Raw genomic sequence first — 21,391 nt, 5'->3', positions numbered from 1 at the left:
ATGATGGGCGATAGATTTCCGACTTAAAAGGTGGGGTTTCCGAACTTAGGGGAGGCGTTTTTGGAAGGCTTCCACCACATCCATGTACGCCAACTGCGCCTGCACGGGCACCAAGTCCAGCAGGGGAATTTGCCGCCGCCCGCCGCCAATATCCACCAGAATTTCCCGCAAAATGGCCAGGGCTTGGTCTTCCTTGAGGGTGCCCTGTTCGGCCTGGGCGTAGAGGCGTTGGGCAAGGATTTTGTCTAAATGGGCATCTTTCAGGTACAAATGCCAGCGGGCAATGTCCATATATACCCGGTCGCCCAAATCAGCGGCCAAGCGTTCAATCACTTCGGTGGTGCGGGGGTCACTCATGGGCGGGCAATGGTGCAACGGTTGATGACTGCTTACCCTCACCTTAGCAAAACCTGCGCTGAGAACCGAACCGAGCCTTGGGGCAATTTCCGGCTGGCAGGAACTCTAACCATCGCATCTGAATTATGGGCACTTCTAAAAATAGGTCATAGGGGCACCGCCCCCGTTTTTGGTTCTGGGAAATTTCTGTTTGTTGGGCACTTCTATCAATTCAAAGTTAGCGGTCGCAGGGGGGCACCCCCGCCCTTGGTTCTGGGTAATATAGCTAAGCAGGCAAAGGTTGGCATATAGAGCAGATGACTGAATCTATAAGATCATGAAGATTTTGGGTTGTAGATGTCATGGTTTTTCTAACTCTCTGCTTGATTCTATGCCATTGATGCTCAATCGGATTTAAATCGGGAGAGTATTTTGGTAGATATATCAATTCGCACCCAGCGGCTTCCACAACCTTCCTAACCAGTTGGCAACGATGAAAACTTGCATTATCTAAAACAATTTTCTTCCCTGCTCCAAATCTCTGTTAACCAGGTAATCAATACTTGCAAATTACAACTACCAATCCAAGTAAATGGTGCAACCAATTTCCCTAAATGATAACCACTCATCATGCTTATTCTCTCTCTCTTTTTGCCAGGTCGTTGACCATATATTCTTTGTCCTTCTAGCCCCCAACCATATTCATAAATATCTCGATTATCCATCCCAGACTGGTCAACATAGACTAAATCTTCATTCTTTTCCTCTTTTATCATCTTGATAAATTGTTGTCGCTCTTCCTCGTTTTGTTCTTCATAAGAGTATGTTTTTTTTTACGGGTAAAGTTGATTTTTTTAAGGGCTTGACCAACGGTTGTATGACTTACACCGAGAATGACTCCCATTTCTTTTTGCGTCAACCCTTGATTTGCTTCTACAAATTGGCGAAATCCCTCCAAATCAGTGATCTTAGCACTATGACCTTTTTGATAGTTCTGTTTCGGGCGATAATCACCACTTTCTGACCACATTTTTAACCATCTTTGTACGGTTCTTCTGCTCATACCAAATAACTCACTAACCTCAACCAGTTTTGCCCCATTTAAGACTGCTTCGACTGCTTTTTGACGCAAATCGTAACTGTATGGTCTTGCCATCGCTTTTCTCCAAAATATCTATTCTATAATAGGACAAACTTACCCTGCTTGACTATAGGGGCATTCCCACGATGGGATTGATGATTGGTTCAAATAAATAGAGATTCCCATTATTCAGTTTCAGTTGTGGAGGGCTAAGAAATCCCTGCAACCGAGGCAAATTTGGTAGAAAGTTAATAATTTTAATAACGGTGGGTCAGTGCAACTGCTCTGGATTCATCAATTAGTCAATGGTCGGAGTACCACAATTAGGGTGGCGTTGGTCACATCCGTGCTGGTCACGTCCAATTCGTAAGTGCCCGCTACCGTGGGTTGGGCTGTGCAGTACAAAGTCTGTGCCGCCAATACCCGCCCTTCCGGGGTACGACAGGTGAGGGTCGCCATGCCAATACTGCGAAGCTCGACAAATAATTCCTGATCCGGGGGGGCGGTGAACAAAAACCGTTTGCCTTGAGTGGGGCTGATGCGAGCGGTTACTTCGGTCTGGGTGGCTCCCTCCGCCAGGGTAATGGGCACCGCTTCCAGGGTGGGGGCAGGGGGTGGGGCTCCACTCAACAAGACGCTTAACCGGTACTCCTGGGGGACATCAGTGGGATTGGTGACTAGGATTTGATATTTGCCTGCGGGGATTTTGTCCTGCCATTGTTTGGACAACGCAATGGTTTTCTTGTCCGGCATGACCAGGCTGGCGGTGAGTCCGTCCCCATTGAAGGTGAGGGTTAATTGCCGGGGGGCGGGGGTGGTAAATTCGTAGACCTGGGTTTGCCCTGGGGCGAGGCGGTCGTTGAGGGTACTTTCTATACCCACCTGCAAGGGGAGGGGTACTACTGGTAGGGGGTCTTTCGTTACGGTGGGGCTGGGGCTGGCTTGGGGGGTGGGAACCACGGGATTTTCCCAGGTGGGGGTGTCTGGGGTACGGCGCATCAACCAACTCACCACCACCCAGGACAGGGTGCCCGTAAAGAGGACGAGTAAAACGCTGACCAACGCGAGGGCGATGGGACTTTCCCAGGGGCTAGGCTTGGGCACCGCCAGGGGGGTGGGTTTGGCGGCATAGACGGGGGAGGGCGGGGTCAGTGGGGGACGGGCGACCACCGTAGGCAGGCTGGTCACTGGAGGCAATTCTGGGCTGGTGCCACTGGGGGGCATTTCCCCGAGCGCTTTCAGGACATCCTTGGCGCTGGCGTAGCGGTCTCCCGGACGATGGCTGAGCATTTTATTCAGGACGTTGGTCAAGGCGGGACTCAGGGTAATGCGCTGTTGCCATCGCCAGGTCAATGTGTGGTCATCGTACAGTTCTTGGGGTTCACAGCCGGTGAGGAGCACCAACACGGTCACGGCGAGGGTATAGAGGTCGCTGGCGGGGTACACCCGTCCGGTTTGCAGTTGTTCGGAAGGGGCATAGCCGAGTTTGCCTACCGAGGTGGCGGCGGATGCCTGGGCGGGTTGCAGGCGGCTGGCAATATCTTTCACCACCCCAAAATCAATCAAAACCGGCATTTGATCCTGTTGGCGCAACATCAAATTGTCGGGGGAAATGTCCCGGTGAATCACCCCGCAACTGTGGATGTATTCCAAGACGGGCAGGACTTTGATTAATAGTTCATAGGCTTCCGGTTCGGTGAAGGTTTGTTGGCGGCGCAGGCGTTCGGCTAGGAGGGTGCGATAGTTTTTGCCCTCCACATAATCCTGCACTAAAAATAACCGTTGTTCCTGCTCAAAGAGGGCATGAAACCGGGGAATTTGCGGATGGCGCAGTTGGTATAAAACCGCAGCTTCCCGTTTGAATAATTCCTTAGCTTTTTGGATTTGGTGGGGTTCCCCCCGGGCGGGCATAAATTCCTTGAGGACGCAGTATTCATTAAAGCGGTTTTGATCCTGGGCTAAATAGGTGCGCCCAAACCCGCCCTGTCCCAATACCCGCACAATCCGGTACCGATTTTGTAAAACCGTATGGGTGGTCAGCGGGGGACGCATTGCCTCACAACATTCAAGATTAATTTTAGTTTAATGCCTGGGGGCAAGACTGTTCGGTGATCGGGGTGGGGCAGGATGGGGTGCGGGTCTGTTCAGCCAACTTTAGCACAATGGGCTAAGATGGCTTGGGCGGCTCGGGCTGTGGCACCGGGGGCACCGAGGGCTTGGCGAAATTCCTGATACCGTTGGCGCATGGGGGCGGGGTTTGCCAAATAGGTGAGGGCGAGTTGGGTCAACCGGTGGGGTTCCGCCTGCTCTTGTAATAACTCCGGGATGATTTCCCGCATCACCACCAAATTCACCGGCGACATGAAGGGAATCTGGAAGCGCAGGAGATGGCGGGCTAACCAGGCAGTGGCGGGACTTACCCGGTAGATCACCACCTGGGGCACATCCAACAGGGCGGTTTCCAGGTTCACTGTCCCGGATTTGGCGAGGGCGAGGTCGGCGGCGGCAATTACCCGGCGGGCAGGTTCGTTCACCACCCGCACCCGCAGATGGGATTGGTCAATAGTTTTTTGCAGTTGCGCCTGATATTGGGGCAGGGCGAGGGGCAACCAAAATTCCACATCCGGGTGATGCTGTTGCAGTTGCTGGGCGGTTTGCGCCAGTACCGGCCAAAGATACTTGAGTTCCTGGCGGCGGGAAGCGGGCAATAGGGCAACCACCTTTTGCGTCGGGGCAATGCCTAATTTTTGGCGAGCCTCCTGGCGGGATTCGGCGGTCGCTAGGTCATCCACCAGGGGATGTCCCACCCAATCCACCCGGGGCACCCCCACCTTTTGGTAATACTCCGCCTCCTGGGGAAAGACCGCCAACACCTGGTCAATCAGTGCCACAATGCCCTGGGTATTTGCCGTCCGCCAAACCCACTCCTGGGGGGCGATGTAATAAATCAGGGGACACCCCCAGCGTTTGCAGGTGCGGGCGAGGGGCAGATTAAACCCCACATAGTCAATCAACACCACCACATCCGGGGGCTGGGGGGCTAAAACCCGGCGCATTTTTTGCAGTAACCGCAGGGTGGGAAAGACAAACGGCAAATGTTCCAGCAGACCAATGGAACCCAGGTGCGTCGTATTGGCCAGTAATTTGGCTCCCGCCTGGGCCATCCGTTCCCCCCCAATGGCGAGAATTTCCACATCCGGGCGCAGGTGACGCAAGGCTCGGACGAGCAACGCCCCTTGCAAATCCCCGGACACTTCCCCCGTACTAATCAGAATCCTCGGCACGCTGTTTGATTCCTGGAATGGGTCCCCGTCGCCCCGGGCCCTGGGACTCCACCAAAAACTGATGCAAATGCCGCAGGGTTTCGTACTGGTCGGTCAAGGGCTGGAGTTGTTCGAGGGCTTGGGACAGGGTTAAGCCGGAACGATACAGCAGGCGAAATGCCCGTTTGAGCGCCTGACCTTCCTCCCCTTGCGCCAGCCCCGCCCGTTGCAAACCCACCCGGTTGAGCAGACGTACCCGCGCCGGATGCCCCTCCACCAACATATAGGGCGGCACATCCCGGTCAATGCGGCTCATGCCTCCCACCATCGCCAACCGCCCAATCCGCACAAACTGATGCACCCCCAACATCCCGCCAATCGTCGCCCGGGACTCGATATGCACGTGCCCTGCCAAAGCCACATTATTGGCAATCACAATCGAATTTTCCAACACACAATTGTGCGCCACATGGACATAAGCCATCAGCAGATTATGGTTCCCCACCACGGTTTCTTCGCCCGCCCGGGTCGCCCGGTTGATGGTGACGTACTCCCGAATCAAATTATTATCCCCAATCCGCACCCGAGACAGGGAACCGTCGTACTTCAAATCCTGGGGTTCCAGACCAATCGCCGCCCCCGGGAAAATGTGATTCCCCGTGCCAATTTCCGTATCCCCATCAATCACCACATGGGCATCAATCACCGTCCCCGCACCGATCTTGACCCGCTCGCCGATCACCGCATAGGGACCGATCCGCACCGTCGGGTGAATCTGCGCCCCCGGATGAATGACCGCCGTCGCATGGGCTAGGGTCACAGTAACCTCAGACATTGCCTCGTTAAAATCATACCTGCGGCTGGCCTAGTTCATTTCGATTGTACCCGCCCCCCGCCCCTTTCGAGAGGATCAGGGGGAATCGGACGTGCCTGCAAAGCCTGGATAATTTTCTGATTCGCCTGGGGAAAAGGATAACGGCACAAATCCGGCAATGCCACCCAGGCATAGGCTTGACATCCCCGCAATTGGGGCGTGCCCCGGCGATAAAAACAATGATGCACCACCAACGTCACCCGTAGATGGGTATAGCGATGGTTCACGGTGATCAGATGTTCCCCAACCTGAATATCAATGCCCAATTCCTCGTCAATTTCCCGCCGAATACAGTCGGGGATGGATTCTCCAGGTTCTACTTTACCCCCCGGAAATTCCCACAGATTCGCCAACAAACCCGTGCTTGGACGCTGGTCAATCAACACCTGCCCCTGGGCATTCCAAATCACCCCCACCCCAATCGTGCGATGGGGAATCTCCTTGCCCGGTTCCCGCACCGGCAGGTCATGCTGTTGTTGGCTTTGCGCACTCATACATCCATTCTGCCAGGGACACTGCCCACATTGGGGGTCTTTGGGCAAACACACCCCGGCACCCACATCCATCAGGGCTTGGTTAAACCGACCCGGCACCACCGGATCAAGCAACCTTTGCGAATAATGCCAGAGTTGTTTTTGATTCCGATGGGGGGGCGTGGTGAGGGCAAATAAACGGCTCAATACCCGCTGGACATTGCCATCCAAAATCGGGGTTGGCAGGTTAAACGCATGGCTCAAAATCCCCCCGGCGGTGGTGCGTCCAATCCCCGGCAGAGTCATTAAAATCTTCAATTCTTGAGGAATTTGCCCCCCGTATTCCTGCACAATTTTTTGACAGGTTTGATGCAGATAGGTCGCCCGGCGGTAATAGCCTAAACCCTCCCAAAGTTTGAATATATCCTGGGGTTGCGCTTCGGCACAGGCAGTCAATGTGGGCAATTGTTGTAACCATTTTTGATAATAGGGAATCACCGTTGCCACCTGGGTTTGTTGGAGCATCAATTCGGATACCAAAATGGCGTAGGGGTCACGGGTGCGCCGCCAGGGTAAATCCCGCCCATGCACGGCATACCAGGTCAACAGTTGGGTGCGAAACCATTGCCAATCCATGCGTTCTTTGCGTGATTTTAACTGATTGTGCGTGATTGTAATCGAAGAATCATCTCAATGACCAGGAATGGTTTTAGGGCATCTTTAATTTACATCTTTAATTTATTTGAGCTAACCCATAGCCTGCGTGGCGTAGCCATAAATCCCATCGTTGGCATACCCATACTACCCAGAACCAAAGACGGGGGTGCCCCCTGCGACCGCTAACTTTGAATTGATAGAGGTGCCAGGAAATAGAGCGATTACAAATATCTAAAAATTGTTGTGTTATAAATCCCATCGTTGGCATACCCATAGTACCCAGAACCAAGGGCGGGGGCGGTGCCCCTGCGACCCCTGTTCCATTCTCATTTAGGATTGCTATAGTTCCTTAGAGCCAGTGGGTTTACCGCCCTATCCCGTAGCCACTTACAAGGCTGTCATAGCGCTACCCTATAATTGACCAAAGCCCTTGCGTTTTTTGGGTTGTTGCTTGCGGCGAGCCGACCGTCCTGAACCCATCCCAGCGGCGGCCAGGTTTGGCATTCCCCCCATGCTCATCCGTTGCATCATGGTACGCATCTGTTGAAAATCCTGTACCAGCTTTTGTACCTCCGCTTCCGTGTGCCCCGAACCCCGGGCAATGCGGCGGCGACGGGAGGGACTACTGGCCAGAATATCCGGTTGTTGCCGTTCCAGCGGGGTCATGGAATTGATCATCGCTTCGGCACGTTTTAACTGCTTTTCCGCCTGTTGGATTTGCTCCGGTTTGATCTGATTCATGCCGGGGATGAGCTTGAGAAACCCCCCCAGGGAACCCATATTTTTGAGCAGGCGCAACTGTTGGACAAAATCCGTGAAATCAAACTGCGCCCGCAGGATTTTCTCCTGCATCCGTTCCGCATCGGCTAAATCCACCGCTTCCTGGGCTTTTTCCACCAGGGTCAGCACATCTCCCATCCCCAAAATCCGGGAGGCCATCCGCTCAGGATAAAAAGGTTGCAGGGCTTCCACCTTCTCGCCAGTGCCCATGAATTTGATCGGCTGACCAGAAATATGCCGCACGGACAGCGCCGCCCCACCCCGGGAATCCCCATCCAATTTGGTCAAAATCGCCCCGGTAATGCCAATTTGCTCATGGAAGGTGCGGGTGAGGTTGGCCGCCTCCTGACCGGTCATGGCATCCACCACCAGCAGGACTTCCTGGGGTTGAATGGCCGCTTTGATCTGGGCGAGTTCCGCCATCATGTCCTGGTCAATTTGCAACCGCCCCGCCGTATCCACGATCACCCAGTCGTAGCCCTCACTGCGGGCATGGGCGACCCCTTGCTCAGCAATGCTCACCGGGTTTACGTCCGTCCCCAGGGCAAACACAGGCACCTGAATCTGCCGCCCCAGGGTTTGCAGTTGGTCAATGGCCGCCGGACGGTAAATATCAGTCGCCACCAGCAACGGTTTCTTGTCCTGTTTTTTTAAGTACAAAGCCAGTTTAGCGGCGGCGGTGGTTTTCCCTGTCCCTTGCAAACCCGCCATGAGAATAATGCTGGGAGGTGCGGGGGCGGCAATCAGGGGAGCCTGTTCCGTGCCCATCACCTGCACGAGTTCGTCGTAAACGACTTTAATAAATTGTTGATCCGGGCGCACTCCGGCGATGACTTCCTTGCCCACCGCCCTGGCTTCCACCCCCTGGATAAATTCCCGCACCACCTGCACATTCACATCCGCATCAATCAGGGCACGGCGGACAACCTTCAGGGCTTCTTGGATGTTACTAGGGGTGAGTTTGTCCTGACCTCGGAGTTTTTTCCAAGCGGCTTCGAGTTGTTCAGAGAGGGCTTCAAACATGGGGCAGGGGTTAGATGAACCCGTTGGGTGTAATTTTATGGGTTTTAATAATTTACCACGCTCGGGAGGAACCTGGCTGGTATGGTGAACCGCACAGTGGTCGCAGAGGCATTACCCCCCTATTTAATTCTAGGGAATTTCTGTTTATGTTTATAGATATAACCATCCTAAATGAGAAGAGCATAGAGGTCGCAGGGGCACCGCCCCCCTATCTGGTTTTCAGAATCTTAGTTCGCTAATGAAATGGGATAATTTTCTGCGAGTACCCAAACATAGAGGTGTCCCTATGCACGGAATTTTACAGGTGTGTTGCCCGGATCAACGGGGGTTGGTTGCTAAAATCAGCCAGTTTGTCCACCAGTGGGGCGGCAATATTGTCCATGCGGATCATCACTTGGATGAGGGGTTATTTCTCAGCCGGTTGGAATGGGAATTGACAGGGTTTGAACTCTCTCCAGCGGCGACCCGTGCAGAATTTGCCCCGCTTGCCCAAACCATCCATGCCCAGTGGTTCTACCACACCCGGGATGAACGCCCCAAGGTCGCAGTTTTTGTGGGCAAACAAAGCCATTGCCTGTGGGATTTACTCTGGCGATACCGGGCGGGAGAATTACCGGGAGAAATTACGCTCATTATTAGCAATCACTGGGAATGTGCCCCCATTGCGGAGCAATTTCATATCCCTTTTTATTGCATCAAAATAGAAGATAAATTCCAGGCAGAAATGGAGCAATTAACCCTGATTAAAGCCTATAATATTGAGTTAATTATTCTGGCAAAATATATGCAAATTTTGAGTCAAGATTTTATTGATCAATGCCCGCCAGTGATTAACATTCACCATTCTTTTTTACCCGCTTTTCCTGGTGCCAATCCCTACCAACGGGCGCACCAACGGGGGGTGAAAATTATCGGTGCCACCGCCCACTACGTCACCCCAGAACTGGATGCCGGACCAATTATCGAACAGGATGTGGTGCGGGTCAGTCATCGGGACACGGTGGCGGATTTGGTTCGCCAAGGGCGGGATGTGGAACGGCGGGTATTGGCGCAGGCGGTGCGTTGGCATCTGGAACGCCGGGTGCTGGTGTACCACAACAAAACCGTCGTGTTTACTTAATCTGAACTTAAACGGGTAGCTGGGTGCAGATGTGATAGGGTGGGGGTACGTCTTGGAGGTTAGCCATGAGTGAACTAATTGCCATTGCCTACGATGATATGTTCAAAGCTGAGGAAGTGCGTTTGACCCTGGCGAAATTGCAAAAGGAACATTTGATTGAACTGGGGGATGCCGCCGTGGTGGTCAAGGATACGGAAGGCAAGGTGCAACTCAAACAGGCGGTGAATTTGACGGCTATGGGCGCAGTGAGCGGCGGTTTTTGGGGTTTGCTCATTGGTACGTTGTTCTTCATGCCCTTGGCGGGGTTGGCGATTGGGGCGACTACGGGAGCGATTAGCGGTGCCTTGACCGATATTGGGGTGGATGATGATTTTATGCGGGAGTTGGCGGAAACCATGCGCCCCGGCACGTCAGCCCTGTTTGTCCTGGTGCGGAAATTCACGCCGGATAAGGTGTTGGAGGAAATTGCCCCCTACGGTGGTAAGGTGTTACGCACGTCCCTGACCAAGGATAAAGAGGCGGAACTTCAGGAAGTCCTGAGCAATCGGGGCGTGAAACCTGTCACCCAAGAATAGTTAATTAAATTTCGCCGCACTGGTGAATGCTGTAGGGGAGGACTCGGCGCAATTCCGGCAAGGTGGTTAACCCTTGGCTAATTTTGCGAATGCCATCCTTGCGAAAGGAATCAAAATCAATCTCGGTGAGATAGCGGCGCAATTCCCCAATGGTGCCCCCATAGACCAGTTGGCGAATCCGGTCGTCCGCATTCAGCACTTCCACCACCGCCAACCGCCCCAGATACCCAGTGCCCAGACATTGGTCACAGCCCTTGCCCATCCGCCAGTTGTGCGCCCAGGGATGTTCCGGGGTGAGTCCCAACCAGGTCAACTCCTGCACAGTCGGAGTGTAGGGAACCGCACAGTGGGGGCAGATTTTGCGAACCAACCGTTGCCCCACCACCCCCAGCAGGGCATCGCTGATCAGTCCGGGGTCAGGTCCCAAATCCCGCAGGCGGGGAATCGCCGTCGCCGCATCAATGGTGTGCATGGTCGTCAGCACCAAATGCCCGGTCAAAGCCGCTCGCACCACAGTTTCGGCGGTTTCCCCATCCCGGATTTCCCCCACCATGATGATGTCCGGGTCCTGGCGCAAAATCGAGCGCAGACCAGCCGCAAAGGTCATCCCCGCCCGCCCGTGTACCTGGGTCTGGGTGATATGGGGCAAAACGTATTCCACCGGGTCTTCCACCGTGGTCACATTCACTTCCGGGGTAGCAATCCGTTGCAAACTGGTGTACAAAGTACTGGTTTTGCCAGAGCCGGTCGGGCCGGTGAGAATGATTAACCCTTGGGGTTGTTCCAGCCAACGGGTGTAGGTGGCGAGGGTGGAACCGCTGAACCCCAAATCTTCCAAACAGGTGAAGGGGTTTTCCTGGGGCAGGAGCCGAATCACCACCTTTTCCCCGCCGACACAGGGTAGGGTACTCACCCGCAGGTCTAAATGTTGCGCCCCACCCCCATCCTTGAGGTATTTTTTGCCAATCCGACCATCATGGGGACGGCGGCTATCGGCAATATCCATCTCCGCCATCACTTTGGTGGCAACTACGGTGGGACGGCTCAAATGGGGCGGCAGGGTGGTAATCGGGCGCATAATCCCGTCAATCCGAAACCGCACCCGCAAGCCTTCACTGCTTGGTTCCAGGTGAATGTCGCTGGCCCGGTGGTTGAGGGCAACCGCCAACAGGGCATTGATGCGGTGAATAGAATTATCGGCTTTGCCCAAATACAGTTCCGCATCCTCAGTCACATCGGCTCGGTCCGGTTCCCCCGTCCAAGGGTTGACCAGCGGCGCAAGGGTAATCTGATGGGGGGGGGTGGCGTGCCGTTGCCGATACCATTGCCGATAACTTTCCGGGCGAATGGGGATGGTTTCAATGCCCGTGCGGGTGCGATTGCTGATAAATTCCACCTGCTCCGGGGTCAGGGGTTCGCAAATGCCCAGGTAATAACAATTGCGCCACAGCAACAGGGGCAATACCTTGGGCAGATTGGGGCTGGGGGGGACTTTTTGAAAAAAGCGGCGGCTGACATCCGGGTTGAGTAGCGGTAAGTTCACCGTTCCATCCGGTTGCACAAGTAAGGCTAGGGCGGCGGTGGGGGTCAAATCACCGCTTTTGAGTTTCTGCCAGACCAGGTTAGGCTCCGCCGGTGCCACCATCACGCCAGGGGGTGGATTTGCTTCTAGTTTAGCGTCGCCTTTTCCTGGTAGCTTTAGCCCGTATCACAACCTGCTATCATGAGAAAATTCTTTTAGCACAAGCCCCTTTTTCCCATGACATTCAAGCAAGTGATTGCCTTTGGTTTACTGGTCTTTCTGCCCGTTTCCTGGGCGGCGGAGTGGCTCCACTGGGATGAATTGGTCGTTTGCGTGACGGCGGGGTTGGCGATTGTGCCCTTGGCGATTTGGCTGAGTACGGCGACGGAGGAAATTGCCCTGGTCACCGGGCCGGGGGTGGGGGGACTGCTGAATGCGGTTTTTGGGAATGCCACCGAGTTAATTATCGCCATTGTGGCTCTGCGGGCGGGATTGGTAGAGGTGGTCAAGGCGAGCATTACTGGCACCGTGGTGGCAAATTTATTATTAGTGTTGGGTTTAGCGATGTTTTTGGGGGGAATTAAGCACAAGGAACAAAATTTCCAAGCCATTGTCCCCCAGGTGAATGCACCGGCGATGACCTTAGCAGTAATTGCCATCTTTTTACCCACCTTATTAGGGAGTACCATCGAAGGAACCACCATTGCCCCCCGTGCCATTCAAAACCTATCGGAAATCGTCGCTTTAGTGTTAATCATTGTCTATGCTTTGACCCTATTTTTCTCCCTCAAAACCCATAGTTATCTCTACGATGTGGGGGTGGCGGAGTTGGGCGAAGCGCACGAAAAACCCAGTCTCTGGCTGTGGTTAGGGGTTTTAGGGGTGGTGACGATTGGCATTGCGGTGGAGTCGGAAATTTTTGTGGGGGTGATTGAATCCGCTACCCATAGAATTGGTCTCACACCCCTATTTACCGGGGTGATTGTTCTGCCCTTGTTGGGTGGGGCGGCGGAGTATGTCACGGCGGTGAATGTGGCATTGAAAAATAATATGGATTTGTCCGTATCGGTGGCGATGGGTTCGAGTTCTCTGGTGGCTTTATTCGTGGCACCCGTATTGGTGATTGCTGGGGAATTTTTGGGGCAACCGATGGATTTGAATTTCAATTTATTCGAGGTCGTGGCGGTGGCGGTGTCGGTAACGGTAGCAAATTTGATTAGTTTGGACGGGCGTTCCAATTGGTTAGAAGGAAGTTTGCTCTTAGCCAGCTATGTGGTGATCGCCTCGGCGTTTTATTACCACCCAGCCTAATCATGGTTCGATATTGGTTGCCCTGATCCCATACCCCTGGGTAAGATAGATTCAGTATCCAGAACTTGTTTAGATTTAATCCCCATGACTAATACTCCCGTCTCTAATCTTTACGAGCAGGATTTTTATCTGTGGTTAGAAGAGACTGCGGCGTTATTGAAAGCACGAAAATTTGAAAAGCTAGATGTGGAAAACCTCGTGGAAGAAATCGAATGTATGGGGAGGCGTGAGAAACAAGCCTTGCGTAGCAATTTGGAAGTGATTTTAATGCACCTACTAAAGTATAAATATCAACCAGAAAAGCGTTCAAATAGTTGGCGTTACACCCTGTTAGAACATCGGCGTAGGTTACAGGACATATTTCAATTTAGCCCCAGTCTCAGACGCTATTTTTTAGAAACCTTTGCCTATTGTTACCAAGGGGCAAGAAAACTGGCTAGCGTGGAAACCGAGATGGCAATTACCACTTTTCCCCGAGAATCTCCATTCACTCCTGAGCAAGTTTTGGATGAGGATTTTTTACCAGAGTAACCGCCGATGACCAACACTCCCATCTCTAATCTTTACGAGCAGGATTTTTATTTGTGGTTGGAAGAGACTGCGGCGTTATTGAAAGCACGAAAATTTGAAAAGCTAGATGTGGAAAACCTCGTGGAAGAAATTGAATGTATGGGTAGGAGTGAAAAAAAGAGTGTTGAAAGTAATTTAGAAGTGATTTTAGTACATTTATTAAAATACAAATATCAACCAGAAAAACGTTCAAATAGTTGGCGGGTGACTCTTTTGGAGCATCGCCGGAGATTGAAAAGAGACTTTAGAATCAGTCCCAGTTTGAAACGATATTTTTTAGAAACCTTTGCCGAGTGTTACCAAGGGGCAAGAAAACTGGCTAGCGTGGAAACCGAGATGGCAATTACCACTTTTCCCCAAGCATCCCCATTCACTCCTGAGCAAGTTTTAGATGAGGATTTTTTACCAGAGTAAATTTCTACGGGATAAATACACCGATAGAATAAATATAGCAATCCTAAATGAAAATAGAAATAGAATAAGAGTCGCAGGGGAGCCGTCCCCGTCCTTGGTTCTAAGTAATTCCCATTGGTTAATCAAGTGGGATGGCTATAGGCCTACCTTGGGCAGGGGGGAATTCTGTGCCCGCCGTTGGCTATACATCACCCGGAGAATGGTGGCCGGGTCAATCCATCCCCCGTCGTACTTGAGTCCCCAGTGCAGATGGGGCCCCGTGGTACGCCCCGTCATCCCCACCCGCCCCACCCGGGCCCCCGTGGCGACCCATTGCCCCTCCCGGATCACCAGGCCACTACCGGGGTCATCCAAATAATTCACCCCTTTGACCGCCACCGCCCGGCCCCGCAAATGGCAGTAAATGTGCCGCCACCGCCCGGAGGCAATGATCAACGTTGTGCCACATAGCCCATCCTGGCTCACCTCCACCACCTGCCCCACCCACCAGTTGCGGATGTAGCTCCCCTCGGGTGCGGCAATATCCAGTCCGTAGTGAAATTCCTCCCCCCGGGGGCCAAAGGGTGAGGTGTAGCTGACAAACTGTTCCACCGGAAAGGAAGCCTGATGCCAACCCCCCGTTGCCACACTTTGCGGCTGGCTCGACCCAGGCCAACCGGACACCCCTGCCATGACCAGCAGGCCTATCACTCCACGCCACCACCGCATGAAAAAATTACCCTGGATTTGCCAGGACACCCCTCAATCGTGTTAATCAATAGCAGTCAGGAGCGAAACCCTTGCCCGGCGGCTGATTAACAGGCACTAACCCCCAGGTTGATCGCTGGTTGATCACCCGGCGGGGCCCTGCTCCAAATTATACCCCAGGATCAGCCCCCAATTCAATGGGGTAACTTAGGCGGGTACCAACTCCGGGCGACGGGAATGACGAATCCCCTCAATCGCCATGCGGTAATCCGGGGCTTTGAACACCGCCGAACCCGCCACAATCGCATTGGCACCCGCTTCCAGGACTTGCCAGGTATTGTTGGCTTTGAGACCCCCATCCACCTCGATCCAGGGGTCCAGCCCCCGTTCATCGCACATCTGCCGCAGTCGCCGGATTTTGGGCACCACCTGGGGAATAAACCCCTGACCGCCAAACCCCGGATTCACGCTCATAATCAGCACCAAGTCCACCACATCCAAAACATATTCAATCAAATCCAGGGGACTGGCCGGGTTCAGCACCACCCCCGCCTGCTTGCCCAATTCTTTAATCTGACTCAGGGTGCGATGCAGGTGAATCGTGGCACTACTTTCGGCGTGAACGGAAATAATATCGGCACCGGCTTTGGCAAAATCCGCCACATACCGCTCCGGCTCCACAATCATCAAATGCACATCCAGGGGTTTGGCCGTCACCGGGCGCAGGGCTTCCACAATCAAGGGCCCGATGGTGATATTGGGGACAAACCGGCCATCCATCACATCCACATGAATCCAGTCCGCCCCCGCCGCATCCACCGCCTGCACCTCCGCCCCCAGACGGCTAAAATCCGCCGATAGGATCGACGGCGCAATGACCACGGATTTTCCTGCCATAATCCTCTGCCCCAATGGTTACCCCTCCAGTGTAATGAAAGCTAGAGCAAATCTAAAGTTTTTTTGGCCCAATGCCCCCAGGGATCAGGGAATTCCCCCTCCATTTGGGCGACTGCTGGGGGAGGGGCAAAACCAGGGCCAAAAATTTCCCCCCGGCTCTAGCAAAACTGCCTGCAATAATGCTAAATATGATAAGTAATACTAAGCGGCTCACCCGTGGGTGCGAAGGCATGGTTCATTCCCCCGCCCATCCCGAACATCTCACCGTTACCGACGACCTGGATCAGCTACTGGCCATTATTCCGCCCCCGATTCGCCAACCCCTGGAAGTTCACCCCCAGCGTCAAGAAATTATTGAAATTGTCCTGGATTTGGGGCGACCGCCGGAGGCCCGGTTTCCCAACGGCACGGAATACCTGCGGACTGAACCCGTGACCCACCAGGATTTGGAATACGCCATCGCCCAGGTGGGGGAATTTAGCGGTGACAATCGGGCGGGGATCGAGCGTACCCTGCACCGGATCAGCGGCATCCGCAACCGGCAAGGGAAAATCATTGGCCTCACCTGTCGGGTCGGGCGGGCGGTATTTGGCACGGTGAGCATGATCCGGGATTTGGTGGAAACGGGCCAGTCCATTCTCCTGTTGGGGCGACCGGGGGTGGGGAAAACTACGGCCCTGCGGGAAATCGCCCGGGTGCTGGCGGATGACCTGGGCAAACGGGTGGTGATCATTGACACCTCGAATGAAATCGCCGGGGATGGCGACATTCCCCATCCGGCCATTGGTCGGGCCCGGCGGATGCAGGTGGCGCGCCCGGAATTGCAGCATCAGGTGATGATCGAAGCGGTGGAAAACCATATGCCCGAGGCGATCATCATTGACGAGATTGGCACGGAATTGGAAGCCCTGGCGGCCCGGACGATTGCCGAACGGGGGGTGCAGTTGATCGGCACGGCGCATGGCAATCAAATTGAAAACTTGATGAAAAACCCCACCCTGGCGGATTTGATCGGTGGCATTCAGGCGGTCACCTTGGGAGATGACGAAGCCCGCCGCCGGGGCACCCAAAAAACCGTTTTGGAGCGCAAAGCCCCCCCCACCTTTACCATCGCCGTGGAAATGCAGGAGCGGTACCGCTGGGTAATCCACGAACAGGTGGCGGACACGGTGGACAACCTCTTGCGGGGGCGGAAAGGGGCGACCCAACTGCGTACCCTGGGGGAAAACGGCCAGGTAATCACCACCCACGAACTGCCCACCCCGGAACCCCAACCCCCGACCCAACTGCGGCGGTGGCGACGGGCGGGACGGATGGTGGCTCTCCCGGAAACCTCAGAAGCGGGGGAGGAATTTGCCCAACTGCTCGACCATGCCATGAACGAAGACCCCCTGCCCTTTGAGGCATACTTACAGCGGGAGGGGGACGACCCGGTGCATCTGTATCCCTACGGGGTAAGTTTGGAATTGCTCAACCAGGTGATCATGGCTCTGGATTTGCCCGTGATTTTGGTGCGGGATATTCACCAAGCGGATGTAATGCTGACCCCCCGGGTGCAGGCCCGGCAAAATCCCAAGGTGCGGCAGATGTCCAAATCCCGGCAAATTCCGGTTTACACGGTCAAAGGCAATACCCTGCCCCACATCACCCGGGCATTGCGGCGGCTCCTACGTCTGGATGAGGGGGAACCGGGGGACGATTGGCCGCTCCTCACCCAGGGGCGGGAGGAGGACGAGGTGGAAGCCCTGGAGGAAGCCCGTTTAGCCGTGGAGCAGATCGTCATTCCCACGGGTCAGCCGGTGGAACTTTTGCCCCGTCCCCCCGCCATCCGCAAAATGCAACACGAACTGGTGGAGCATTACCGTCTGCGTTCCGATAGTTTTGGGGAAGAACCCAACCGCCGTCTCCGTATTTTCCCGGCCTAAATTCGGGTATGATAGGGGCTGGAGACCAGAGGGGAATTTCATGGCCAACTCAGAATCCCGGCAGAGGCAAATTCAGGAACACTTGCGCCGCACCACGGACATCAATTTTCAGCGCACCGCCAGCGACCGAGATGCCCGCAAGCAAAAGGTGTTTGAGCATATCCGGCGGAGCCTAGGTTGACCCAATGGCGGAAGCACTGATTGTCCTGGTCACCGTGGGGGAGCGGAGCGAAGCGGACAACATCGCCCAAGCCCTGGTGGGGGAAAAGCTGGCCGCCTGCGTGGGGATTGTGCCGATTGAATCCATGTATCTCTGGGAAGGGGAATGGGAAAACCAGGTGGAATTTCAACTATTAATTAAAACCGTGAAAAGCCGTTATCCCCAAGTGGAAGCCAAAATTTTAGAACTTCATAGCTACGAAATCCCGGAAATCCTTGCCCTGCCCGTGGTGGCCGCCTCGGAACGGTACTTGAATTGGGTTATCCAACAAACCAGTTCCTAACACTATAGCAGTCCTAAATGAAAATAGAACAGGGGTCGCAGGGGCAGTGCCCCCGTCCCTAGTTCTGGCAAATCTCTGTTCACTAATCAAGTAGGATTGCTATAGAGGTTCCCTAAAAGTAAGAAAATGGTTGAATTAACTCTGCCCCTGTTGGCTAAGTTAAGGATTAATGGGCCTGTTAATTTAGCATTACTTACTTGCAATTCTCAAAAAAATAAAAAAATACTTAATGAATCCCTAAATCTTAGCCCAACTCCTCCTCCATCGGGGGCATATTACTACCGTTGACCGCCGTTGGTTCCGAGAGATAAATTCGTTCTTCGCTGGCATCGTATTCAAACAACTCCGCATAGCGTCCCCAGTCCACCGCCGTGGCAAACAACCGCTCCGCCTCCGCCCGGGGAAAATAGTCATCCCACAGGTCTAGGAAAAAGTCCGCCCCCATCGAATGACTGCGCTTTTCCCGCAGGGTTTGCACCATGCTCACCAAAACCGGCACATTCTGCAATACCTGCTGACGGAACAAATCCTTACTGCGTAAAATCGTGGTGGTCGCAAAGTCCTGCCCCACCGGGGTTAGGCGCACATCCCCCTGGGACACCTCCGCAAACCCCAGCATCTGGGCGGCATCCAAAATGGGCAGGAGGTCATCCACCGCCATTTGCAACCGCTCCGCCAACAGGGGAATATCCACCTGCGCCTCCGGTTGATCCACCACCAATTCCAGCAGACCGCTGATCCCCCCCACCCGCACATGGGGCAACGGCTGGGCAAAGGGAGAGGTAGGTTGGGGCGGCTGTGCCACTTCCACCTTGCCCGTGACTTCAATATCCGGGTTGGTCATCACCGTGTAAATGTAGTCCACCAGGGCTTTGAACCGGGGGGATGTCCGGTCGTGGGGACGGGGTAAATCAATCACCACCTCGCCCCGAATCCGACCGGGATTGGCACCCAAAACGATCACCCGATCCGCCAAAAACACCGCCTCCTCAATGTTGTGGGTGACGATGAGAATACTTTGGGACGGAAACATCCCCGCCTGCCACAGGTCGTCAATCTCCCCCCGCAGGTTTTCCGCCGTCAGGACATCTAACGCACTAAAGGGTTCATCCATAAACAGGGCTTGCGGCTCCAGGGCAAAGGCACGGGCGAATCCCACCCGCTGTTTCATCCCCCCGGATAGCTCCCGGGGATAGGCACTTTCAAACCCGTCCAACCCCACCAGGTCAATGGCTTTCAACGCCCGCCGCCTGCGTTCCTCCCGCGCCACCCCCCGGGCTTCCAACCCCAACTCCACATTTTCCTGCACCGTCAACCAGGGCAGGAGGGCAAAACTCTGAAACACCATTGCCACGTGCCGGTTTGCCCCCCGCAACAACACCCCATTGCTCCACACCCGCCCTTGCGTCGGCGGAATCAACCCCGCCATAATCCGCAGGAGGGTACTTTTGCCACTGCCACTGCGCCCTAGGAGTGCCACCACCTCCCCCGCCTGGAGTTGCAAACTAATATCATTCAGCACCAAAAACCCGCCCTTGCCCTGGGGAAGCGGAAAACTCTTGTAAACCTGTTCGACCAAAATCAACGGGGTCATAGCTCACCTCACAGATGATATTTATTTTCAGCTAGGGTGTAGAGCCTGCGCCAAAACACCCGATTCAGCCCCACCACAAACAAACTCATCATGCCAATTCCCAGGGTAATCCGTGCCCAGTCCCCCTGCACCGTCGCCTCCGTAATATACGCCCCCAACCCCGTCGCCTTCAGGGTGCGCCCCCCCCAACTCACCACCTCGGACACGATACTAGCATTCCACGCCCCGCCGCTCGCCGTCACCCCCCCCGTCACCCAGGCGGAAAAAATCCCCGGAATAATCAACTTGCGCCACCGTTGCCAGCCCGTCAACCCCACATCCGCACACATCTCCCGCAAATCCGTGGGAATACTCTGCGCCCCGGCAATCGAATTAAACAGGATATACCACTGGGAACCCAACGCCATCAGGAGAATACTGCCCCAATTCAAACTAATCCCCGTGCGGATAAAAAATAAGGTGGCAAACGGAAAGATAAAATTCGCCGGGAAGGAAGCCAAAAACTGCACCACCGGTTGCAACAAACGGGCTAAGCGGGGCTGAAACCCAATCGCCACCCCAATCGGTGTCCAAATCACCGTCGCCACCGCCAACAAAATCAACACCCGCCCCAAGGTCAACAACCCCAACCCGAACACCACCCCCACCTCCGCCAACCCCACCTCGGTAATGACAAAATGCAACCCCCAAGCCAACAACACCCCAATCAGTAACAATAAAAAAGCGTTATAAATCCGGTCCTGCTGGGGGTTCACCTCAGGAGCCATCTCCGGCGGCGGCACCATCCGGGTCAACCGGGACAAAAACTGATTCACCCCCTCCCGCACCGGTAAAAATACCTGTCCCAACAACCGGGGCAAACGCGCCGCTTGGATCAGGTCATACACCCAGGATTCCGGGGCTTCCGCCGAAGCACTCTGCTCCATGCGAAACTTATCCGCCCAGGCAATCAAAGGACGCCAAAACAATTGATCCACCAGCACAATCACCACCGCCATCGTCACCACCGCCCACCCCAAAGCCGGGAGATTTTCCGCCGCAATCGCCCCCGCCATATAGGAACCAATCCCCGGCAGGGTATATTCCTGGTTCAATACACTAATCGCCTCACTTTCCGCCACAAAAAACCAGCCCCCCCCAAAGCTCATCATGCCATTCCAGAGCAACCCAATCATCGCCGAAGGCACTTCCAATTTCACAAACCTTTGCCAGCGGGACAGCTGATACAAGGTCGCCGCCTCATGCAACTCCTGGGGCACCGTCCGCAGGGATTGGTAAAACGAAAACGTCATATTCCAGACCTGGCTGGTAAAAATGGCAAACACGGAAGCCGCCTCCAGCCCCAACAAACTCCCCGGAAACAAGGCAATAAACCCCGTCACCGTAATCGCCAAAAACCCCAGCACCGGCACGGATTGCAAAATATCCAACAGCGGAATCATCACCCGCTCCGCCCGGCGACTATTGGCGGCAATATATCCGTAGGTCAGCGTAAACATCGTCGAAAACAACAACGCCACAAACATCCGCAGGGTGGAACGCCCCGCATAGTAGGGCAAATTCCGGGGGTCGAGGTCAATCCGGGGCACATTCATGGGCGGGTGAAACACATCCAACGTCCCCACCCCCACCCGGGCGATCACCGCCAACAGCACCAACGTCCCCAGGATGACCGCCACATCCGCCAAACCGAAGGGCAACCGCCGCAGGGTCTCGGTGGTCGGAAAGGTTCTCATGGCACAGCCCCACACACGCCACGTTCAGTATCCCATAGTTTTCCCGTTCG

At 54.5% G+C, this 21,391-nt stretch carries 21 protein-coding genes; 8 read left to right on the top strand and 13 right to left on the bottom strand.

Annotated elements, in window-relative coordinates; genetic code table 11:
* Positions 1 to 45 precede the first annotated feature (45 nt).
* From MLD66_RS01015 to ffh, 8 genes are all read right to left on the bottom strand, one after another.
* Entirely contained in the window at positions 46 to 399 is a 354-nt protein-coding gene (locus tag MLD66_RS01015) for a DUF3181 family protein (protein ID WP_247215091.1), read from the bottom strand.
* A 443-nt stretch (positions 400 to 842) separates the two neighbouring features.
* Positions 843 to 1,112, bottom strand: a complete 270-nt coding sequence (locus MLD66_RS01010; protein ID WP_247215090.1) for a transposase — start codon at positions 1,110 to 1,112, stop codon at positions 843 to 845.
* On the bottom strand, positions 1,109 to 1,492 hold the full coding sequence (locus tag MLD66_RS01005; RefSeq protein ID WP_247215089.1) for an IS630 transposase-related protein: 384 nt from the start codon (positions 1,490 to 1,492) through the stop codon (positions 1,109 to 1,111). Before MLD66_RS01005 ends, MLD66_RS01010 begins: the two co-directional genes overlap by 4 nt.
* A 219-nt stretch (positions 1,493 to 1,711) precedes the next feature.
* Positions 1,712 to 3,469 (bottom strand): serine/threonine-protein kinase, encoded by a 1,758-nt coding sequence (locus MLD66_RS01000; protein WP_247215088.1) that lies wholly within the window; start codon positions 3,467 to 3,469, stop codon positions 1,712 to 1,714.
* A 92-nt stretch (positions 3,470 to 3,561) separates the two neighbouring features.
* Entirely contained in the window at positions 3,562 to 4,701 is a 1,140-nt protein-coding gene (lpxB, locus tag MLD66_RS00995; protein ID WP_247215087.1) for a lipid-A-disaccharide synthase, read from the bottom strand.
* Positions 4,682 to 5,515, bottom strand: coding sequence for an acyl-ACP--UDP-N-acetylglucosamine O-acyltransferase (lpxA, locus tag MLD66_RS00990; protein ID WP_247215086.1), 834 nt, complete (start codon positions 5,513 to 5,515; stop codon positions 4,682 to 4,684). Before lpxA ends, lpxB begins: the two co-directional genes overlap by 20 nt.
* A 35-nt stretch (positions 5,516 to 5,550) precedes the next feature.
* Entirely contained in the window at positions 5,551 to 6,663 is a 1,113-nt protein-coding gene (gene mutY, locus MLD66_RS00985; protein WP_247215085.1) for an A/G-specific adenine glycosylase, read from the bottom strand.
* Between the two features lie 432 nt (positions 6,664 to 7,095).
* Positions 7,096 to 8,487, bottom strand: a complete 1,392-nt coding sequence (ffh, locus tag MLD66_RS00980) for a signal recognition particle protein (protein WP_247215084.1) — start codon at positions 8,485 to 8,487, stop codon at positions 7,096 to 7,098.
* A 286-nt stretch (positions 8,488 to 8,773) separates the two neighbouring features.
* Between ffh and purU the strand changes: the two genes are divergently transcribed.
* Both purU and MLD66_RS00970 read left to right on the top strand, forming a co-directional pair.
* Positions 8,774 to 9,607 (top strand): formyltetrahydrofolate deformylase, encoded by an 834-nt coding sequence (purU, locus tag MLD66_RS00975; protein WP_247215083.1) that lies wholly within the window; start codon positions 8,774 to 8,776, stop codon positions 9,605 to 9,607.
* A 65-nt stretch (positions 9,608 to 9,672) separates the two neighbouring features.
* Entirely contained in the window at positions 9,673 to 10,182 is a 510-nt protein-coding gene (locus tag MLD66_RS00970) for a DUF1269 domain-containing protein (protein ID WP_247215082.1), read from the top strand.
* A 4-nt stretch (positions 10,183 to 10,186) separates the two neighbouring features.
* On the opposite strand, the gene MLD66_RS00965 is transcribed toward MLD66_RS00970, so the two are convergent.
* The gene (locus MLD66_RS00965) at positions 10,187 to 11,827 is read right to left on the bottom strand and encodes a GspE/PulE family protein (protein WP_247215081.1); all 1,641 of its coding nucleotides are present in this window, start codon (positions 11,825 to 11,827) and stop codon (positions 10,187 to 10,189) included.
* 114 nt (positions 11,828 to 11,941) lie between these two features.
* Between MLD66_RS00965 and cax the strand changes: the two genes are divergently transcribed.
* The 3 genes from cax to MLD66_RS00950 all read left to right on the top strand — a co-directional run bounded on the left by cax (position 11,942) and on the right by MLD66_RS00950 (position 13,999).
* On the top strand, positions 11,942 to 13,015 hold the full coding sequence (gene cax, locus MLD66_RS00960) for a calcium/proton exchanger (protein ID WP_247215080.1): 1,074 nt from the start codon (positions 11,942 to 11,944) through the stop codon (positions 13,013 to 13,015).
* An 84-nt stretch (positions 13,016 to 13,099) separates the two neighbouring features.
* Positions 13,100 to 13,546 (top strand): DUF29 domain-containing protein, encoded by a 447-nt coding sequence (locus MLD66_RS00955; RefSeq protein ID WP_247215079.1) that lies wholly within the window; start codon positions 13,100 to 13,102, stop codon positions 13,544 to 13,546.
* Between the two features lie 6 nt (positions 13,547 to 13,552).
* The gene (locus tag MLD66_RS00950; protein ID WP_247215078.1) at positions 13,553 to 13,999 is read left to right on the top strand and encodes a DUF29 domain-containing protein; all 447 of its coding nucleotides are present in this window, start codon (positions 13,553 to 13,555) and stop codon (positions 13,997 to 13,999) included.
* 135 nt (positions 14,000 to 14,134) lie between these two features.
* Here the strand turns inward: MLD66_RS00950 and MLD66_RS00945 are convergent, their stop codons facing one another.
* Positions 14,135 to 14,707 carry a M23 family metallopeptidase gene (locus MLD66_RS00945; protein ID WP_247215077.1) on the bottom strand — a complete coding sequence of 191 codons (573 nt, stop codon included), beginning with the start codon at positions 14,705 to 14,707 and terminating at the stop codon, positions 14,135 to 14,137.
* A gap of 186 nt (positions 14,708 to 14,893) precedes the next feature.
* Positions 14,894 to 15,583, bottom strand: a complete 690-nt coding sequence (gene rpe / locus MLD66_RS00940) for a ribulose-phosphate 3-epimerase (protein WP_247215076.1) — start codon at positions 15,581 to 15,583, stop codon at positions 14,894 to 14,896.
* A gap of 230 nt (positions 15,584 to 15,813) precedes the next feature.
* Here rpe and MLD66_RS00935 point away from each other — a divergent pair, with 230 nt between their 5' ends.
* From MLD66_RS00935 to cutA, 3 genes are read left to right on the top strand one after another with little or no spacing between them, the layout of a single operon-like run.
* Positions 15,814 to 17,508: a R3H domain-containing nucleic acid-binding protein gene (locus MLD66_RS00935; protein WP_247215075.1), complete on the top strand. Its 1,695-nt coding sequence runs from the start codon at positions 15,814 to 15,816 to the stop codon at positions 17,506 to 17,508.
* 40 nt (positions 17,509 to 17,548) lie between these two features.
* A complete protein-coding gene (locus MLD66_RS00930) occupies positions 17,549 to 17,689 on the top strand; it encodes a hypothetical protein (protein WP_247215074.1) in 141 nt (46 codons plus the stop codon).
* Between the two features lie 4 nt (positions 17,690 to 17,693).
* Positions 17,694 to 18,011, top strand: a complete 318-nt coding sequence (gene cutA / locus MLD66_RS00925; protein WP_247215073.1) for a divalent-cation tolerance protein CutA — start codon at positions 17,694 to 17,696, stop codon at positions 18,009 to 18,011.
* A gap of 244 nt (positions 18,012 to 18,255) precedes the next feature.
* On the opposite strand, the gene MLD66_RS00920 is transcribed toward cutA, so the two are convergent.
* Positions 18,256 to 19,605 carry a nitrate/sulfonate/bicarbonate ABC transporter ATP-binding protein gene (locus MLD66_RS00920; protein WP_247215072.1) on the bottom strand — a complete coding sequence of 450 codons (1,350 nt, stop codon included), beginning with the start codon at positions 19,603 to 19,605 and terminating at the stop codon, positions 18,256 to 18,258.
* Between the two features lie 8 nt (positions 19,606 to 19,613).
* Positions 19,614 to 21,341, bottom strand: a complete 1,728-nt coding sequence (locus tag MLD66_RS00915; protein WP_247215071.1) for an ABC transporter permease subunit — start codon at positions 21,339 to 21,341, stop codon at positions 19,614 to 19,616.
* Positions 21,342 to 21,391: the final 50 nt, after the last annotated feature.

It is taken from the genome of Synechococcus sp. C9, from assembly GCF_022984075.1.
Lineage (GTDB): Bacteria > Cyanobacteriota > Cyanobacteriia > Gloeomargaritales > Gloeomargaritaceae > Gloeomargarita.
Note: the sequence above shows the minus strand (reverse complement) of the source record. Positions and strands in the feature narration are given on the sequence as shown.

Excerpts from the sequence above, each read along its gene's own strand:
- MLD66_RS01010 (WP_247215090.1), bottom strand. The coding sequence starts at position 1,112 with ATGATAAAAGAGGAAAAGAATGAAGATTTAGTCTATGTTGACCAGTCT.
- MLD66_RS01005 (WP_247215089.1), bottom strand. The coding sequence starts at position 1,492 with ATGGCAAGACCATACAGTTACGATTTGCGTCAAAAAGCAGTCGAAGCA.
- MLD66_RS01000 (WP_247215088.1), bottom strand. The coding sequence starts at position 3,469 with ATGCGTCCCCCGCTGACCACCCATACGGTTTTACAAAATCGGTACCGG.
- lpxA (WP_247215086.1), bottom strand. The coding sequence starts at position 5,515 with ATGTCTGAGGTTACTGTGACCCTAGCCCATGCGACGGCGGTCATTCAT.
- mutY (WP_247215085.1), bottom strand. The coding sequence starts at position 6,663 with ATGGATTGGCAATGGTTTCGCACCCAACTGTTGACCTGGTATGCCGTG.
- ffh (WP_247215084.1), bottom strand. The coding sequence starts at position 8,487 with ATGTTTGAAGCCCTCTCTGAACAACTCGAAGCCGCTTGGAAAAAACTC.
- purU (WP_247215083.1), top strand. The coding sequence starts at position 8,774 with ATGCACGGAATTTTACAGGTGTGTTGCCCGGATCAACGGGGGTTGGTT.
- MLD66_RS00970 (WP_247215082.1), top strand. The coding sequence starts at position 9,673 with ATGAGTGAACTAATTGCCATTGCCTACGATGATATGTTCAAAGCTGAG.
- MLD66_RS00965 (WP_247215081.1), bottom strand. The coding sequence starts at position 11,827 with ATGGTGGCACCGGCGGAGCCTAACCTGGTCTGGCAGAAACTCAAAAGC.
- cax (WP_247215080.1), top strand. The coding sequence starts at position 11,942 with ATGACATTCAAGCAAGTGATTGCCTTTGGTTTACTGGTCTTTCTGCCC.
- MLD66_RS00955 (WP_247215079.1), top strand. The coding sequence starts at position 13,100 with ATGACTAATACTCCCGTCTCTAATCTTTACGAGCAGGATTTTTATCTG.
- MLD66_RS00950 (WP_247215078.1), top strand. The coding sequence starts at position 13,553 with ATGACCAACACTCCCATCTCTAATCTTTACGAGCAGGATTTTTATTTG.
- MLD66_RS00945 (WP_247215077.1), bottom strand. The coding sequence starts at position 14,707 with ATGCGGTGGTGGCGTGGAGTGATAGGCCTGCTGGTCATGGCAGGGGTG.
- rpe (WP_247215076.1), bottom strand. The coding sequence starts at position 15,583 with ATGGCAGGAAAATCCGTGGTCATTGCGCCGTCGATCCTATCGGCGGAT.
- MLD66_RS00935 (WP_247215075.1), top strand. The coding sequence starts at position 15,814 with ATGGTTCATTCCCCCGCCCATCCCGAACATCTCACCGTTACCGACGAC.
- MLD66_RS00930 (WP_247215074.1), top strand. The coding sequence starts at position 17,549 with ATGGCCAACTCAGAATCCCGGCAGAGGCAAATTCAGGAACACTTGCGC.
- cutA (WP_247215073.1), top strand. The coding sequence starts at position 17,694 with ATGGCGGAAGCACTGATTGTCCTGGTCACCGTGGGGGAGCGGAGCGAA.
- MLD66_RS00920 (WP_247215072.1), bottom strand. The coding sequence starts at position 19,605 with ATGACCCCGTTGATTTTGGTCGAACAGGTTTACAAGAGTTTTCCGCTT.
- MLD66_RS00915 (WP_247215071.1), bottom strand. The coding sequence starts at position 21,341 with ATGAGAACCTTTCCGACCACCGAGACCCTGCGGCGGTTGCCCTTCGGT.